Source organism: Dolichospermum lemmermannii CS-548, from assembly GCF_028330815.1.
Taxonomy (GTDB): Bacteria; Cyanobacteriota; Cyanobacteriia; order Cyanobacteriales; family Nostocaceae; genus Dolichospermum; species Dolichospermum lemmermannii.
In genome coordinates, this window is record NZ_JAQMTJ010000315.1 from 1 (window position 1) to 14,674 (window position 14,674).

The 14,674-nt window shown below is 37.4% G+C and carries 14 protein-coding genes and 1 riboswitch; of the genes, 9 read left to right on the forward strand and 5 right to left on the reverse strand.

Going from position 1 to position 14,674, the window contains the following annotated elements; all coding sequences use genetic code 11:
- Positions 1-206: 206 nt before the first annotated feature.
- Positions 207-1,628 carry an NADP-dependent isocitrate dehydrogenase gene (locus PN450_RS22550; RefSeq protein WP_168695117.1) on the reverse strand — a complete coding sequence of 474 codons (1,422 nt, stop codon included), beginning with the start codon at positions 1,626-1,628 and terminating at the stop codon, positions 207-209.
- Between the two features lie 278 nt (positions 1,629-1,906).
- On the opposite strand from PN450_RS22550, the gene PN450_RS22555 reads away from it, so the two are divergent.
- The gene (locus PN450_RS22555) at positions 1,907-2,623 is read left to right on the forward strand and encodes a GUN4 domain-containing protein (RefSeq protein WP_271837618.1); all 717 of its coding nucleotides are present in this window, start codon (positions 1,907-1,909) and stop codon (positions 2,621-2,623) included.
- Positions 2,624-2,662: 39 nt separating this feature from the next.
- Here the strand turns inward: PN450_RS22555 and PN450_RS22560 are convergent, their stop codons facing one another.
- Positions 2,663-2,998, reverse strand: a complete 336-nt coding sequence (locus tag PN450_RS22560; protein ID WP_271837619.1) for a XisI protein — start codon at positions 2,996-2,998, stop codon at positions 2,663-2,665.
- Positions 2,986-3,402: a XisH family protein gene (locus tag PN450_RS22565; RefSeq protein ID WP_039200758.1), complete on the reverse strand. Its 417-nt coding sequence runs from the start codon at positions 3,400-3,402 to the stop codon at positions 2,986-2,988. The genes PN450_RS22560 and PN450_RS22565 overlap by 13 nt, the downstream gene beginning before the upstream one ends.
- Positions 3,403-3,952: 550 nt before the next feature.
- Between PN450_RS22565 and PN450_RS22570 the strand changes: the two genes are divergently transcribed.
- The 5 genes from PN450_RS22570 (at position 3,953) to PN450_RS22590 (ending at position 9,278) form a co-directional block, all read left to right on the forward strand.
- The gene (locus PN450_RS22570; protein WP_271837620.1) at positions 3,953-4,720 is read left to right on the forward strand and encodes an NYN domain-containing protein; all 768 of its coding nucleotides are present in this window, start codon (positions 3,953-3,955) and stop codon (positions 4,718-4,720) included.
- 124 nt (positions 4,721-4,844) lie between these two features.
- Positions 4,845-5,525 (forward strand): ribonuclease III, encoded by a 681-nt coding sequence (rnc, locus tag PN450_RS22575; RefSeq protein ID WP_168695115.1) that lies wholly within the window; start codon positions 4,845-4,847, stop codon positions 5,523-5,525.
- A gap of 221 nt (positions 5,526-5,746) precedes the next feature.
- Positions 5,747-5,943: riboswitch (cyclic di-AMP (ydaO/yuaA leader) on the forward strand.
- 99 nt (positions 5,944-6,042) lie between these two features.
- Complete coding sequence (gene ntrB, locus PN450_RS22580; RefSeq protein WP_148763329.1) at positions 6,043-6,888, forward strand: nitrate ABC transporter permease; 846 nt, start codon at positions 6,043-6,045, stop codon at positions 6,886-6,888.
- An 82-nt stretch (positions 6,889-6,970) separates the two neighbouring features.
- Positions 6,971-8,413, forward strand: a complete 1,443-nt coding sequence (locus PN450_RS22585; protein WP_168651397.1) for an ABC transporter substrate-binding protein — start codon at positions 6,971-6,973, stop codon at positions 8,411-8,413.
- A gap of 31 nt (positions 8,414-8,444) precedes the next feature.
- Positions 8,445-9,278 carry an ABC transporter ATP-binding protein gene (locus tag PN450_RS22590; RefSeq protein ID WP_271837621.1) on the forward strand — a complete coding sequence of 278 codons (834 nt, stop codon included), beginning with the start codon at positions 8,445-8,447 and terminating at the stop codon, positions 9,276-9,278.
- A 140-nt stretch (positions 9,279-9,418) separates the two neighbouring features.
- On the opposite strand, the gene PN450_RS22595 is transcribed toward PN450_RS22590, so the two are convergent.
- Together PN450_RS22595 and PN450_RS22600 are read right to left on the reverse strand one after the other, a co-directional pair.
- Entirely contained in the window at positions 9,419-10,291 is an 873-nt protein-coding gene (locus PN450_RS22595) for a hypothetical protein (RefSeq protein WP_271837622.1), read from the reverse strand.
- A 180-nt stretch (positions 10,292-10,471) separates the two neighbouring features.
- On the reverse strand, positions 10,472-12,127 hold the full coding sequence (locus PN450_RS22600; RefSeq protein WP_271837623.1) for an ArnT family glycosyltransferase: 1,656 nt from the start codon (positions 12,125-12,127) through the stop codon (positions 10,472-10,474).
- A 111-nt stretch (positions 12,128-12,238) separates the two neighbouring features.
- Between PN450_RS22600 and PN450_RS22605 the strand changes: the two genes are divergently transcribed.
- The 3 genes from PN450_RS22605 to PN450_RS22615 all read left to right on the forward strand — a co-directional run bounded on the left by PN450_RS22605 (position 12,239) and on the right by PN450_RS22615 (position 14,549).
- Entirely contained in the window at positions 12,239-12,886 is a 648-nt protein-coding gene (locus PN450_RS22605) for a class I SAM-dependent methyltransferase (protein ID WP_148763339.1), read from the forward strand.
- 87 nt (positions 12,887-12,973) lie between these two features.
- The gene (locus PN450_RS22610; RefSeq protein WP_015078699.1) at positions 12,974-13,483 is read left to right on the forward strand and encodes a hypothetical protein; all 510 of its coding nucleotides are present in this window, start codon (positions 12,974-12,976) and stop codon (positions 13,481-13,483) included.
- 178 nt (positions 13,484-13,661) lie between these two features.
- Positions 13,662-14,549, forward strand: coding sequence for a hypothetical protein (locus PN450_RS22615; protein WP_168633759.1), 888 nt, complete (start codon positions 13,662-13,664; stop codon positions 14,547-14,549).
- Positions 14,550-14,674 lie beyond the last annotated feature (125 nt).

Consider the following 14,674-nt stretch of genomic DNA (forward strand, 5'->3'; position numbering starts at 1 on the left):
ATTTTTTACCCCACCCTAACCCTCCCCTTGTAAAGGGGAGGGAACTGGATTTTTATTGTTTCCCCCCTTTACAAGGGGGGACTAAGGGGGGTAGCAATGTGATGAAAATTACGGAATACCACTTTTCAAACATCCTCTAAGCAAAAGCTACTCAAATCCCCGACTTCTTCAAGAAGTCGGGAATCTTAATTTCACGATAACGGAAATTAACCGAAATGTTTGATGATTGCGTCAGCAAATTCAGAACATTTTAATGGTTGTACAGGTGGTTCCATTAACCGCGCTAAGTCATAAGTGACTTGACCATTGGCTATGGCATCACCTAATCCTTTTTTAATTAAATCTGCGGCTTCTTGCCAACCCATAAATTCCAGCATCATTACACCGGAAAGAATTACAGAACCGGGGTTAATTCTATCTAACCCAGCGTGTTTTGGGGCTGTCCCATGGGTAGCTTCAAAAATCGCGCAGGAGTCGCCAATATTTGCCCCTGGACCCATGCCTAAACCACCGACGATAGCAGCAGCAGCATCAGATAAATAATCACCGTTCAGGTTCATTGTCGCCAGGATAGAATACTCATCTGGACGAGTTTGAATTTGTTGAAAGATACTATCAGCAATGCGATCATTGACCATGATTTTTTCTTTCCATTTGCCGTTTCCGTGACTTTCCCAAATTGTATTTAGAACTGTTTCTACTTCTTTGACAATTTGCGCTTTTTTCTCTGGTGTCAAGGAATCAAAACCAGGATCAATTTCATGGGCGTTTTGTTCTGCGGAAATATTGGGATTTTTCTCTTTATTTCCTAATATCCAAGATTCCCGTTCGGTCACAGTTTCTTGACGGAATTCCGTAGTGGCTAATTCATAACCCCAATCGCGGAAAGCGCCTTCTGTGTATTTCATGATATTGCCTTTATGCACCAAGGTGACTTGTTGCTTATTTTTGGGCAATAATAAGGCGTGTTTGATGGCACGACGCACAAGCCGCTGAGAACCGGTTTTGCTGATGGGTTTGATACCGATACCAGCGTCGAGGGGAATTTGCTTTTTACCGTGTTCTGGGGTAGCGGGTATCAATTCTTCATTTAAGAATTTTATCAGGCGATCGCCGATTTCACTACCTTGCTTCCACTCAATCCCCAAATAAATATCTTCCGTATTTTCCCGATAAACAATCACATCCAGTTTTTCAGGAGTTTTGTGGGGAGAAGGTGTCCCAGCGTAATAACGACAAGGACGCACGCAAGTATAAAGGTCAAAGATTTGGCGTAATGCCACATTTAAAGACCGAATTCCACCACCAACGGGAGTAGTTAGAGGTCCTTTAATTGCTATGCCATATTCTTTAATAGCCGTCAATGTATCCTGGGGCAAATACTGATATGTGCCGTACAAATCACAGGCTTCATCACCAGCATAAACCCTAAACCAGCTAATTTTTCTTTGACCATTGTATGCTTTAGCGATCGCAGCATCAAGCACTTTTTCCGTCGCCGGCCAAATATCTATACCCGTACCGTCACCGCGAATAAAGGGAATAATGGGATTTTCAGGAACAACCGGTTCACCATTTTTGAAGGTAATTTTTGCGCCGGTGGTGGGAGGAGTAATCTTTTCGTACATAATTCACAAATTCCAAATAGAAGAAATTCACCGGGTATGGAGTCAGGAGTCATAATTTCTGTAACTCCTGGATTCTGTAACTCCTTACCTGATAAAGTATTGTGGGCTAGGATTTCGCTAAAGCCACCGTGAGTGATTTTTTCAAATATATACTCAAGGGCTTGCCAACTTTACCCAAGATTCGGAGTAAACTACTTTTCGCTATTCGGCTTTCATTTTGTAGAATAACCGATAGCAGTAGATAGTTTATTCACGCTCACGCTAACACGAGTAACGGCATGACAGACCCAATGATTGTATCAGGCACTACAAATGATCTCGACTCCCTCCGCCAAAAGTTAATCGCTGGGTCCGAAAAAGTCCAACAACAAATCATCCCGCAGTTAGCTGACTTGGGTAATGATGGGTTAGATGTGTTGAAGGAATTTTTGCTGAAACGTCGTGATACCCCAGCAACTTGGATTGATGGCAAAGTCTACCAAGTCATCTACAATACTGATGCACCGACAAGTCAAGGATTTCTACAAACTAACTTTCCTGAAGGAATTGTACCTCTAAAATCGGACTGTGGGATCAGTTACAATTCTTTGCAAAAGCTACTTGCAGATCAAGATTTTCAAGCCGCGGACCTCTTGACAATTCAAAAGATGTGTGAAGCAGCAGGTCCCCAAGCGGTAAAAAGAAAATGGCTATACTTTACAGAAGTAGAAAGTTTACCAATTCAAGACTTACGCACCATTAATCAACTCTGGGTAGTTCACTCAGAAGGTAAATTTGGCTTTTCTGTCCAGCGCGAAATTTGGTTAGGTTTAAGTAAAAATTGGGTCAACTTGTGGCCAAAAATTGACTGGAAGAATGGTAATAACTGGACAAGATACCCCCACGGCTTCACCTGGGATTTAAGCGCTCCTAGAGGTCATCTACCCCTCTCTAATCAATTGCGTGGTGTGCGGGTGATGTCTTCTCTGTTGTGTCATCCTGCTTGGAATAAGTAGTTAGATTCCCGACTTCTTTGAGAAGTCGGATATCTAAAATTAACCAACTGCAAAGCCTGTATATTGTCTCATCAAAGGCTCATGAAAAGCTAAGACAATATCTTCTTTTGGTACGCCCAATTTAACTAATTCATCGGCAATCCCAATTTCAGTTCCATTATGTTGTATCCAAATTTTGCCGTTTTTGATATCAAGATGTAAAACACAACCATACATCGGGTGGCGATTTTTCCAACCCGTATAAACAACCTGATAATGATCTCTTTCTTGATCAAAAATGAGTTGTGTTTCTACTTCTTCATCCGATGGACTTCCCTGGGCGTATTCAATTAATAAATTTTGGATATACCCACGATATTGTTCTATTTTTTCCATAGTGAAATCACCTCATTATTTGGATCATAAATTAGTAAACTTAATTGAAAATGGTCAATAACTTCTTCTATAAATGGCAAGTTAAAAAAGGTTTCATAAACCCCCTGCGGAACTGCTAAATATAAAAAACGATCAGGCTGTTGTTTTTTCAAAGCAAGACGATAGTTAAGAAATTGACCCAAGGCTGTATGAAATTCAGAAATATTTGAGGAACTAACAAAGCTTTTAATCTCAACCGCGATCTTTTCTTCTCCTTTCTCAGCAGCTATGATTCTTTCTGCACCCAAATCAATTTGCATATCAACCCTACCTGAGCGAATTCTCAAAGGATCATCCGTGATTACCCAACTCTCTTTTTCTAATCCTTTCCTAACAGCATCATGAAAAATATCTTTAGCAGACATTAGCTTACAATTAAGTCATTTCTATCTATGATTATAATAATATTTTCCGTCTCACCTAACTGAAATTCTCGTAATAGCCCACATAAGTATTTGTGCGTTATATATAGTACATCTAAATTAAGTATTGACACCTCAGATGAGATGTGTAAATAATTAAACAGGACAACCAAACAAATGGTACAACAGCTTAGAACTCTATGGCTAAAGCATCGGTGGTTGTCTCAGAAGCAGGATTCCTTTATGGCAAATCTTGCGTTGTGGCTTAGTTTCAATATTTATCCCGATGTTTTGTTGCGTCGCTAATTACTCAATTAGTACGAATGAAATAAGCTGTGTGGATAAATATTGAGTCTAAGGCATAACGGAGGTTTTCCCAGGGAGGAATTTTGCTGCTGAGACTGAAACTGATTTAACACTGAAATTGGTTAACATAGAGCAACTAAATGAGGGAAAGCTAATTTTTTAGTTTTTTCCTTCGTCTAGTTATATTGCTATAAATGTGTGATTTGTTGAAGCTGTCCAGTTAACTTAAAACCCTGGATATTTTACTATGCGTCATCTACCTTTGAACACCGAAACAGTTCAAAAACAAGACTCTGTTGCCATTTTTTGTGACTTTCAGAATGTCGGTTTAATCACAAAAAATGCTGATTTATTGCTTGATTTTGCGAAAATGCAGGGAATTATAAAATGGAAGAATTTTTACTATAATTCCCTGCACAAAAGTCAAGTTGATGCTAAAAATAAATTTGAATTACTTGGTTTTAATTGTGTAGATATTCCTGATAATTCAAAAAATAGTGCAGATAAGCAACTTAATAAAGAATGTTGCAGAACAGTTGCTGTTAATCCTTTGCTAAAAACGATTATTCTTGTTTCAGGAGATTGGGATTTTGCTGGATTAATTACAATTCTCAAAGCTATGGGAAAAAAAGTAATTGTTTTTGCTCAAAAAGGTAGTGCAAGTCAAAGATTAATCAACCTGGTTGGAGATGAGAATTTCTATTTAATAGACAATTTACCTAAATTAGTTCAGAAAAGAAATCAACCTCAAATAACTAATATCCATGCTCAGATTAGTTATAATGAAGCTGTAGAATGTTTGAAAAAAGCTATTAAGAAAGCAGTCACTCAAGGTAAACCTACAAACTACAGCTATCTTAGTAAATTGATGCGTCAACTTTTGCCTAAATATCAAGGTGTTCCTTCTATTTCCACACCTAATGGCAAAAAAATCAAAACCTTTACACAATTTGTTGATATGGTTGTCAAGGAAGGTAGAATCATCAGACAAAATCAGGATTTATTTTTAGAATAATTAGATAAAATATCTGCCTGAATTTGTCTTGATAATTCCAGTTTATTAATATAACTGGTTTATGATAACCGCACCTTGCGGTTTTTTGTTTTTTCAATAATTCCCTAAAAGATAAAATATCAAAATGCACAAACTTCTCACATTCAATAACGAAAAACTTTTGCGTCAAGCACTTACCCATCGTTCCTATGTTAACGAAAACCCCGGAGAAGGGGAACATAACGAGCGCTTAGAATTTCTCGGTGATGCTATTCTCAATTTTTTAAGCGGTGAATATCTCTATGAAAAGTTTGCTGAAAAAGGAGAAGATGAATTAACTCGTCTTCGTTCCGCATTAGTAGAAGAAAAACAACTGGCAAAATTTGCTATAGAAGTAGGTTTAGACTTTAGAATGAGATTAGGAAAAGGAACAATTAGAGATGGCGGTTTTCAAAATCCTAACTTACTAAGTAGTACATTTGAGGCTGTAATTGGCGCTTACTATTTAGATAATAATCGTAATGTTGAACCACTCCGTGAGATTGTTAAAATATTATTTAATGATGCCTCAAAACACATTGTAGAAATCCGTTCTAATGTAGATTCCAAAAATCGGTTTCAAGAATTGGTACAAGCTAAAGGTATCACAAATCCCCCTAAGTATGTAACGGAACAAATAGGGGGACCATCTCACGCGCCAGAATTTAGAGCTAAAGTATTAGTAGAAGGTAAAGAAAAGGGAGAAGGTAAAGGAAAGAATAAAAAAGAAGCCGAAAAAGCTGCTGCTGAAGATGCGTTAGCGAAATGGAAAAATCAGGTTTATTAGATTGATAATTGTTGATTTTCTGCTTGATTTGGCGACTAGAAGTCGCAGCTACATAGACAAGACCCAGCTACGTGGGTTCAAAGGTCTTGATTTTTAATAAGTCCACGCAGGTGGACTTTGTTTGTGTAGTAGCGATTTATAATCGCTGGAAACTAATATTCATGACAACTACTGATGTTATTACTGAATATAAATGTTAATATTCTGTCGTTATTCATAATTGAGTAAGTCAGCTTAATCCAGTATATTTCAGTTAATAGTGCTGGAACGGAGGAACCGAATTGTGGGGCGTATTTTTGTCTTGATTAATTTAGGAATTTGAGCTTTAAAAATCAAATCAAATCTAAAATTGAGCAAAAAAGGGTATCTCTCAACCCTAGCCCGTCAGCTAACTTCGTAGGCATTGAGAGGAGACTGAAGAGACAGAATTTTAATTATTTTCTGATCTTATCAGTGTCCAAGGTTGGTACTAGTTAATATTTGCGTACCCAAGCTTAACTCTGCTGAGGTGAAATAAATGATATTGCAACTAAATATAGCTGCCATTTTTGCAGTTGCGGGACAAACTGTTTGGAGAAAAGCCAAACTTGTAATTTTTCAAGATACTTTTTTATTCCCAGCATTAGGCTGTTTAGGAATTATTTTATTGTGGTGGATAGTAGCATTAGCTAATCATGAATTAATGCCCACACCACCAGAAGCTTTAATTGCTAATTGGGACTATATCTTACATCCATTTTATCAAAGAGGTCCCGGTGATTTAGGAATTGGTTGGTTATTATTAGCAAGTTTACGGCGGGTAATATTAGGATTCGGTTTGGGTGCATTAGTCGCCATTCCCTTGGGATTTTTGATCGGAATGTCCAGACCGGCAATGCTGGCTTTTAATCCCATTATTCAGATTTTTAAACCAGTATCACCACTGGCTTGGTTGCCCATTTCTTTATCTCTGTTCAATTTAGCAGATCCTTCCGCTATTTTTGTGATTTTCATTACGTCGCTGTGGCCAACTATTATTAATACAGCGTTGGGAGTTTCTAATGTTCCTAAAGATTATTTAGATGTAGCACAAGTCTTGGGAATGAACCGCTGGGGACAGATTACCAAAATTATTTTACCTGCTAGTTTGCCCTATATTTTTACAGGTTTGCGAATTAGTTTGGGGATAGCTTGGCTGGTAATTGTGGCTGTAGAAATGCTCACTGGTGGGGTAGGAATAGGATTTTTTGTTTGGGACGAATGGAGTCGTTTAAATCTGAGTTCTGTATTTTTAGCCGTGTTTGTAATTGGCTTAACTGGGTTGATTTTAGATTATGGTGTGGGAAAACTTCAAGAGTTAGTTACTCACCGTCCTGGAAATTAATGATTTAAACGCTGATAGAAGATGATGAACGCGGATAAACGCAGATGAATTTGTACTTTCATAAAATCCCAAATGATAAATTATGACTGAAAATCATTTAACTCGCAGAGATTTTATTACGGGAATAGGGGCGACAACTGCGGGAATGATATTATCATCCTGTAATGTTTCTGGAGATAGGTCTGCTAAGGGATTAACAGAAGAAGCTTTAGCGGTGACACCTGTAGTTAAATCCCAAGATTTAGAAAAATCGGACATTACTGTCGGTTATGTTCCTGTTAATGATTGTGCGCCATTTGCGATCGCTTGGAAAAAAGGATTTTTCCGCAAATATGGTTTAAATGTCACACTCAACCGCGAAGCCAGTTGGGCTACTTCCCGCGACGGCTTAATTTTTGGTCGTCTCGACGCTTCCCCCGTCGTTTCTGGTGCTGTTACCAACGCTAGAATAGGGGCTGAAGGGGCGCGTCATGCTCCCTTGTGTGCAGCAATGACCATTCACCGTCATGGTAACGCTATGACCATGAGTAAGGATATGTGGGACTATGGCATCCGTCCTTGGTTTGAATATCAGCAAAAATACGGTGATGGGGCTTTGGAAGCCTTTGGGCGGGACTTTCGCGGCTATTTTGACAAACAACCCCCGGAAAAGAAAGTTTGGGCTGTAGTCCTCAGTTCTGCCATTTATGAATACTTTGCTCGCTATCTTTCTGCGGCTGCGGGTGTTGATCCTTTAAAGGAATTTCGGGTAATCATTGTTTCTCCACCGCAAATGGTGACAAACATGAGAATTGGGGCAATGGAAGCTTACATGGTTGCTGAACCTTGGAACACTAGAGCAATTACAGGTAATGAAGGTATCGGTTTTACCTTTGCCCAAGGTAAGGAAATTTGGCAAGGACACCCAGATAGACTCCTGGGAGTAATGGAATCTTTTATTGTCAATTATCCCAAAACTTACCGTTCTTTGGTGAAAGCAATGATCGAAGCTTGTCAATATTGTGGAAAACCCGAAAATCGCCAAGAAATAGCCGAATTACTCACACAACGTTCTTTCACTGGGGCAAAACCCAAAAAGCCGGGTGTCCCTATTACTAAGTTTACTGGACCGGGAATTATTGGTAATTATAATTATGGTGGTTTTGATGGCAAAGACAGAACTATCAAAGCAGATGATACCACAATTTTTTATGATCTTCCTAATAGTATTCCCCATGAAATAGGAGAACATTCCACATTTTTATGGCGTTCTCGCAGTCTTTGGTTAATGACTCAAGCAGCCCGGTGGGGACAAATCAAAGAAATTCCTAAAAACGCCAAAGAAGTAGCTGCAAAAGGTTGGAGAACCGATTTATATCGAGACATAGCCGCAGAAATGGGAATTGAATGTCCCCAGGATGATTATAAAGTTGAACCTCCTGAAGCATTTATAGATAAAAAAGGATTTGATCCTAGTGATCCTGTAGGATATCTCAATAGTTTTGACATCCGTGCTAACGCTCCTTCTCAGTTTTTCATGTCTTAAAAATAGTTAATGCTAACAATGGTAATTAATCATGGAATATACAGTTTCAAAAGATTATACTTCTCCAGAAATTTTACCCCGTAACGGATTTTTGGAAGTAGAAAATTTAGTTAAATCTTATCCAACCCAGGATAAAGGAACATTCACAGTTTTAGATAATGTTAATTTGACCATTGGTGAAGATGAATATATTTCTGTTATTGGTCATTCTGGTTGTGGTAAATCCACATTATTAAAAATAATTGGTGGTTTTGAAAAAGCTACATCTGGTTCAATTCGCTTAGATGGTAAAGAGATTCGGAAACCAGGGGCAGATAGAATGATGGTATTTCAAAATTATTCATTATTACCTTGGTTAACAGTCCGTGAAAATATCCGTTTAGCAGTAGATGAAGTTTTGAAAAATGCCAATCGGGCTGAAAAAATTAGCATTGTCAATGAACATTTAGCAATGGTAAACTTAACCGCAGCCGCAGACAAATATCCTGATGAAATTTCTGGAGGAATGAAACAAAGAGTGGGTATTGCCAGGGCTTTAGCAATTCGTCCCAAAATGTTATTAATGGATGAACCTTTTGGGGCTTTAGATGCCTTAACTCGTGGTAAATTACAACGTCAGGTATTAGATATTTGGGAACATAATCGGCAAGCTGTTATGATGATTACCCATGATGTTGACGAAGCAATTTATATGTCTGACAGAATTATTTTGATGACTAATGGACCATCTGCAAAAATAGGAGAAATTTTAACAGTTCCTTTTGAACATCCTAGAGATAGAGTGGCCATGCGGAACTCTACAGAATATTTTGAACTTCGCAATCATGCTCTTAATTTTCTAGATCAAAATTTCACACCAGAGTAGGGACAAACCCCCCGTGGTTGCCCAGATTTGCTGAGTGAAAGTATGATTTTATTGGGCTTCGCCCCGCTTCGCTAACACGCTCCAGACGCAGAGGCTCAGAGAGTCAGAGTTTGAGAGATGGAATTTTTGAATTTTATCCCTCAATTCAGCAATTTCAAGTCTGTAGCCTTCAAAATTTCAGTATTATCTTTTCTCACTCTTAAAGTAGAAGTAGAATTACCATCTTCAGTTATCGGTTGTTCTAAAATGTAGACATAATCCCCATTTTTCCAACCTGTAACACATTTACCATCTCGACAGGAAACTTTACCACCTCTTAACTTGAGACATTTACCATTAGTATCACATCCTTGATAATTCACATTTCCTGTACCATTAACCCCATTCCAAGAATCAGTATTACTCAAAGTAATTGTCCATTCACCATTGCTTAAAGTTTGTGAATTACCACTTTTTGAATTATCGCTTGAGGATATTCTCTCTGAACCTTTACTGACAACTTGCATTTTTGTAATGATGGATTCTTTGCGAGTTTTACCGCAAGGTTCTGCACTTTCACAATCACTAACTGATTGTATTTCATAAACAGCACGGACTTTTTTATTGACAAACTTCTTCTCGTCAGCACAAATATCAAAACTCGCACCAACATTGTGTTCAATGCCTTTTTTATCTACTAAGGTAACGTAGCACATTAAATCACCATTAACTAACTCCTTTACTATTCCTAATTTTGGTTTTTTACTTCCATCTCTTTTAGTATTTTTATCCAGGTTTTTACGAACAGGGGTTTTCTCCTCTTCTTTATTATTTTCATCTTCTTGAGTTTCTGATTCTGGAGAAGATTCTTGTTTATCTTCTTGTTCCCTTGGTGCTACTGAAGAACTTTCCCTTTGACTTTGTGTGACAGTATTACTCGAATCTTCTTTAAACATATCCTTGGGTGCGTTACCACAACTTACCAGAGATATGCAGCTAAGAAATAAAGAAGTTGTGAGAATTAATTTTTTCATGGTACAAATTACAATAGTTGAGAATATTCCTATATTCTAACATAGACCTCATTTAATCAGATTTACAGCGGTTTCCGCTCTTATGAGGTACAAAGTTGAATCATGAAACTCTTGTAGTGCGGGCATCTTGCCCGCTAGATATGTACCTAATAACACCGGGAAGTGCTGTATTCTATATTTTCACTTATCAGAATTATTCGCAGATAAAATCTGAATTAATTGATAATCTTTAAACCTACCAATAATCCGATAAGGTATTGGTAACTTAACAAAACTTGGTTGATAAATCCAAGCATAACTAAAAATAGGTAACTGAGAAATTGAATCTACACTTTTACCATACTGGGGTGTATAAAAGTAAATTAACAGAGATTCTTTATCATTAAATCCTGTTCCTTTGACAAAGTTAATAGGATGATTATGCAAAATTTTATTAATTGATTCTTGTTGATAAAATACTCTAAAATTCGGGTTAAAATCACCTAATAAACCTAAATTACCCGCTGTAGCTAGAGATAACCAACAACTAATTAATAATCCACTTAGCCAATAACGAGAAGTCAAAAACTTGTGGTGATAGTGAAAATTACCTATCCAGATTAATGGTACAATTAAGCTGCCAAAACCAGAATATATTCCTAGAATTGCATATTTGTGAATATCTACTTCACCCCAAATTAAAATACCTGTTCCAGCTAAAACTAAAATAACGCCTAATATTCCCCAAGCATAACTAATATTTCTGGGTAAATAAACTATCTGACGAGATGAATATTGATCATCAAATCCTTTTTGGTAAAGTTTTCCTAACCAATCTAAACCCACCGCAGCTAGAAAAGCAATAAATGGATAAAGGCCAAGACTATAATGAGAGAAACGAGTAGAAAATATACTCAATTCAGTAAATAAGACAACAGGAAACCCAATTAATATTAATGGATATTTAGAAATTGAACGCCGCATGACTAATACTAAACCTAATAAACTAAAAAATAACCAAGGAAAAGATTTTAAAGCTAGATTCCACACATAAAAGAAAATGCCATTTTTATGTTGTTCATGACTACCTAGTTCTATGACAAATCCCAATAAAGCCCCAATACTATCGCTACCATAACGCAACCAACTAAAATAAAGCCAAATTAAGCTAGGAATTAAACCCACTAAAAACCCTAAATACAACATGGGGTTAGTTAAATGACGATGACGGCGATGATCTATAATTAAATAAGGTAATAATGCTATCATTGGTAAAAAAATCATTAAGCTTCTCATTAAAAAGCCTAAGCCAAAACTTAACCCAGTTATAAAACCATAAAAATATCGTTTTCGAGGATCTATGTCAGATTTTAATAGGGAGAAAATTCCCATAAATACTAATAAGATAGTTGGGACATCTGGTGTGGCTAACCGACAATATTGTAACCACAAAAATGCTACATTTAAAATCATAATTCCCAAAAATGCTAATTCTTGAGATAGTAAAATTTTCCCAACTTTATAAATAACAAATATGCTCAAAATTCCCGCAATCATTGTCGGTATTCGCGCAGTTGTATCACTAACACCAAATAGCTGATAAAAAATAGCAATTACCCAATAAAAACCAGGGGTTTTATGATGAGGATTACCCCAAGGAGATACCCAGTCACCAGTTTCAAACATTTGTCTGGCTCTTAACGCATAAAGGGTTTCATCATGAGCCATGAGACTGGTTTCCCCAGAAGTAAATAACAACAAAGGAAGTAGCCAAATTAACAACTTGGGATATGGTAATTGCCAAAATAGCCGAATTAATTGGATAATCAAAATAATTAGGGGTGATTTGAAAAACATTTATGAATAGTAAATATAGTATTTACTCATGTAGAATAAGTTAAGTTATCAAAAATAACTTATCAATTAGAATACTATTCAAAATTTTCCAATCGGGGAAAAAAGACGTTTATGCTCCTGCAACCAAGTCAACGCATTAAATTAGATGAATCGGATGATCTGTTATTCTATAGTTACCCTCGCTTTGTCACTCATGTAGATGAGGGTTTTATTCAACAATTAACTGATTTATATCGTCAGCGACTGCAATCAAATACTCGTATTCTTGATTTGATGAGTAGCTGGGTATCGCATCTACCCACAGATATAGATTTTGCTCATGTAGCAGGACATGGACTAAATGCTGAAGAATTAGCCCGGAATCCCCAGTTAAATCATTACTTTGTCCAAAATATCAACACAAATCTCCAGTTACCTTTTCCAGATCAAGACTTTGATGCTGTTATTAACTGTGTTTCTGTGCAATATATCCAATACCCAGAGGCTATATTTTCGGAAATACACCGCATTCTTAAACCCGGTGGGATAGCAATTATTAGTTTTTCTAACCGGATGTTTTTTCAAAAGGCAATTCAAGTCTGGCGAGACGGTTCGGAAGCTTTTAGAGTAAAATTGGTCAAGGGCTATTTTGCCTCAGTTCCTGGATTCACCACCCCAGAAGTGATTTGCTCAAAGTCAGCAGCACCAGGTTTTTTACAGTGGTTGGGGGTACCAGGCGGAGATCCTTTGTATGCGGTGATAGCTCAACGTCTTGCGTAGTATTATTTAAAAGTAAATTTCTAGTTTGTAAATGGCAAAATAGTTGATAATTGCCTCACAAGCTCAAGTATTAAGGAGAAGCCAAAAATGGTGAAAAATCATGGGCGGAGAGTTTTAGCTGCTGTATTGCTATCAATCGTACTACTAACTACAGCCTGCTCGACAAAAGCACCTAGTCGTTTTGATCAAGTACAACAAGAAAGTACCAAGCAAAGAAGTGGACAGGCAGTAGTTAAAAGTGCAACTCAGGGTAGTAAATTAAATAAATTCTTCCCCAGTAGCGAAGATGGCTATGATCGTGTCTATACCCAAGAGAAAAAAGGCTTTTCTGAAGCAAACTTGAAAAAAGGTGGCAAAGTAGTTGCTCAACTCGCTATTTCTGATACTAGCAGCATACCAGGAGCAGCAGCTAAATTTGCTAACAGCACTGAAAAAATAGGCGGTTATCCTGCGGTAAAAGTTGGTAACACTCAAACTTCGGTTTTGGTGGATAAGTACCAAGTCAAGGTAATTTCTAAAAGTCCATCATTTACTGCGAGCGATCGCGCAGCCTGGATAGAAAAATTTAATCTCGATGGTTTAGCAAAGTTGAAATAGTTTAATCGCTTCCCTAACTATACTAAACACGGGTGAGATTTAAACTTTTGCTAAATGACAAAGAACCCAGATGTGTAGGGGTTTAGCACTGCTAAACCCCTACGTTTGGAATCAAACAATCAAGCCGTTTTGAGTATAACAACCGACGTTAATACAAAACATACACAAGGAGACTTTTGTGAGTAAATCAATTTTCGAGTTAGTTGACGAATTACCAACCAGTAACTTGACTGTTTCCATGTTGAAAGCTTTGGATTTTGTTGCTCCTGGAGAATGGCAAAATACAGTTGGTTTTGTGAATACCATTAAAACTGTTACCGGGGAGACTGACGAAGAGTTAATTCAACAAATTGGTGAAAGAGCAATTTATCTATTTAATGATAAATCCCAAGGATATCAAACCGCCCTCTGGCTGTATCAAACTGTTGATGGTGCAGATAAAGCTTTGGGTGCAGCAGCTTTAGCCAACAAAATTGGGGAATCAATTCCCCTGCTCGGTTTTTTAAACTCTCTGACTCCCAAACCAGACAAAGCTCAAACCATTGACTTAACCCTGAAATTAGTAGCTGAAGTAGTCGCTTTTTGTCAAATTAACGGTATTCCTGGGGACAGCATTGGCGATTTTGTCGGTGCTTTAGGTGAGTATGGTGGTGAGTCACTTATCCGCATGGTGGCATTAGTTTGTGTTGATGGTTTAATTCCCCTCGGACCCGACTTTATTCACAAGGCCTTATCTGGAATTAGTCAAATGAGTCCCCAAGATCTAAACCAAAACTCGACTTTCCAAACCATCAAAAATACTATTCCTGGCAATAACGATGCTGGTAAACTCAACTTTATTGGGGAAAGTTTTCAATCAGTTAGCGGTTGGATGAGTGGGCTGGTAACAAGCCATAATTTAACCCCTCACAAAGTAATTAGTAATTTGCAATCTTTTACGCAAATTGCTGATGACAAGCTGGACTATCTGGCAGCATTTATAGATGTGTCTACAAATTACTATGAACACACAGGAACTCAGACTTTAGCAAGACGTTTAATTGAACGAGCAGTAGCTGAAATCTAGCAGTTAATTTAATCTAAAAACAACTTAGGGGCAGGATAAACTCGCCCCTAACCACTGCATAAATTGTACTTGATATCATTAGTAACTACTTGTAATTTGTTTCAATTAACAGGAAATCCGTCGGG

Bases quoted from the DNA above. Each gene is read 5' to 3' on its own strand.
- PN450_RS22585 (WP_168651397.1), top strand. From the start codon at position 6,971: ATGACTGAAAATCATTTAACTCGCAGAGATTTTATTACGGGAATAGGG.
- rnc (WP_168695115.1), top strand. From the start codon at position 4,845: ATGCACAAACTTCTCACATTCAATAACGAAAAACTTTTGCGTCAAGCA.
- PN450_RS22605 (WP_148763339.1), top strand. From the start codon at position 12,239: ATGCTCCTGCAACCAAGTCAACGCATTAAATTAGATGAATCGGATGAT.
- ntrB (WP_148763329.1), top strand. From the start codon at position 6,043: ATGATATTGCAACTAAATATAGCTGCCATTTTTGCAGTTGCGGGACAA.
- PN450_RS22600 (WP_271837623.1), bottom strand. From the start codon at position 12,127: ATGTTTTTCAAATCACCCCTAATTATTTTGATTATCCAATTAATTCGG.
- PN450_RS22610 (WP_015078699.1), top strand. From the start codon at position 12,974: ATGGTGAAAAATCATGGGCGGAGAGTTTTAGCTGCTGTATTGCTATCA.
- PN450_RS22560 (WP_271837619.1), bottom strand. From the start codon at position 2,998: ATGGAAAAAATAGAACAATATCGTGGGTATATCCAAAATTTATTAATT.
- PN450_RS22550 (WP_168695117.1), bottom strand. From the start codon at position 1,628: ATGTACGAAAAGATTACTCCTCCCACCACCGGCGCAAAAATTACCTTC.
- PN450_RS22590 (WP_271837621.1), top strand. From the start codon at position 8,445: ATGGAATATACAGTTTCAAAAGATTATACTTCTCCAGAAATTTTACCC.
- PN450_RS22565 (WP_039200758.1), bottom strand. From the start codon at position 3,402: ATGTCTGCTAAAGATATTTTTCATGATGCTGTTAGGAAAGGATTAGAA.
- PN450_RS22595 (WP_271837622.1), bottom strand. From the start codon at position 10,291: ATGAAAAAATTAATTCTCACAACTTCTTTATTTCTTAGCTGCATATCT.
- PN450_RS22570 (WP_271837620.1), top strand. From the start codon at position 3,953: ATGCGTCATCTACCTTTGAACACCGAAACAGTTCAAAAACAAGACTCT.
- PN450_RS22555 (WP_271837618.1), top strand. From the start codon at position 1,907: ATGACAGACCCAATGATTGTATCAGGCACTACAAATGATCTCGACTCC.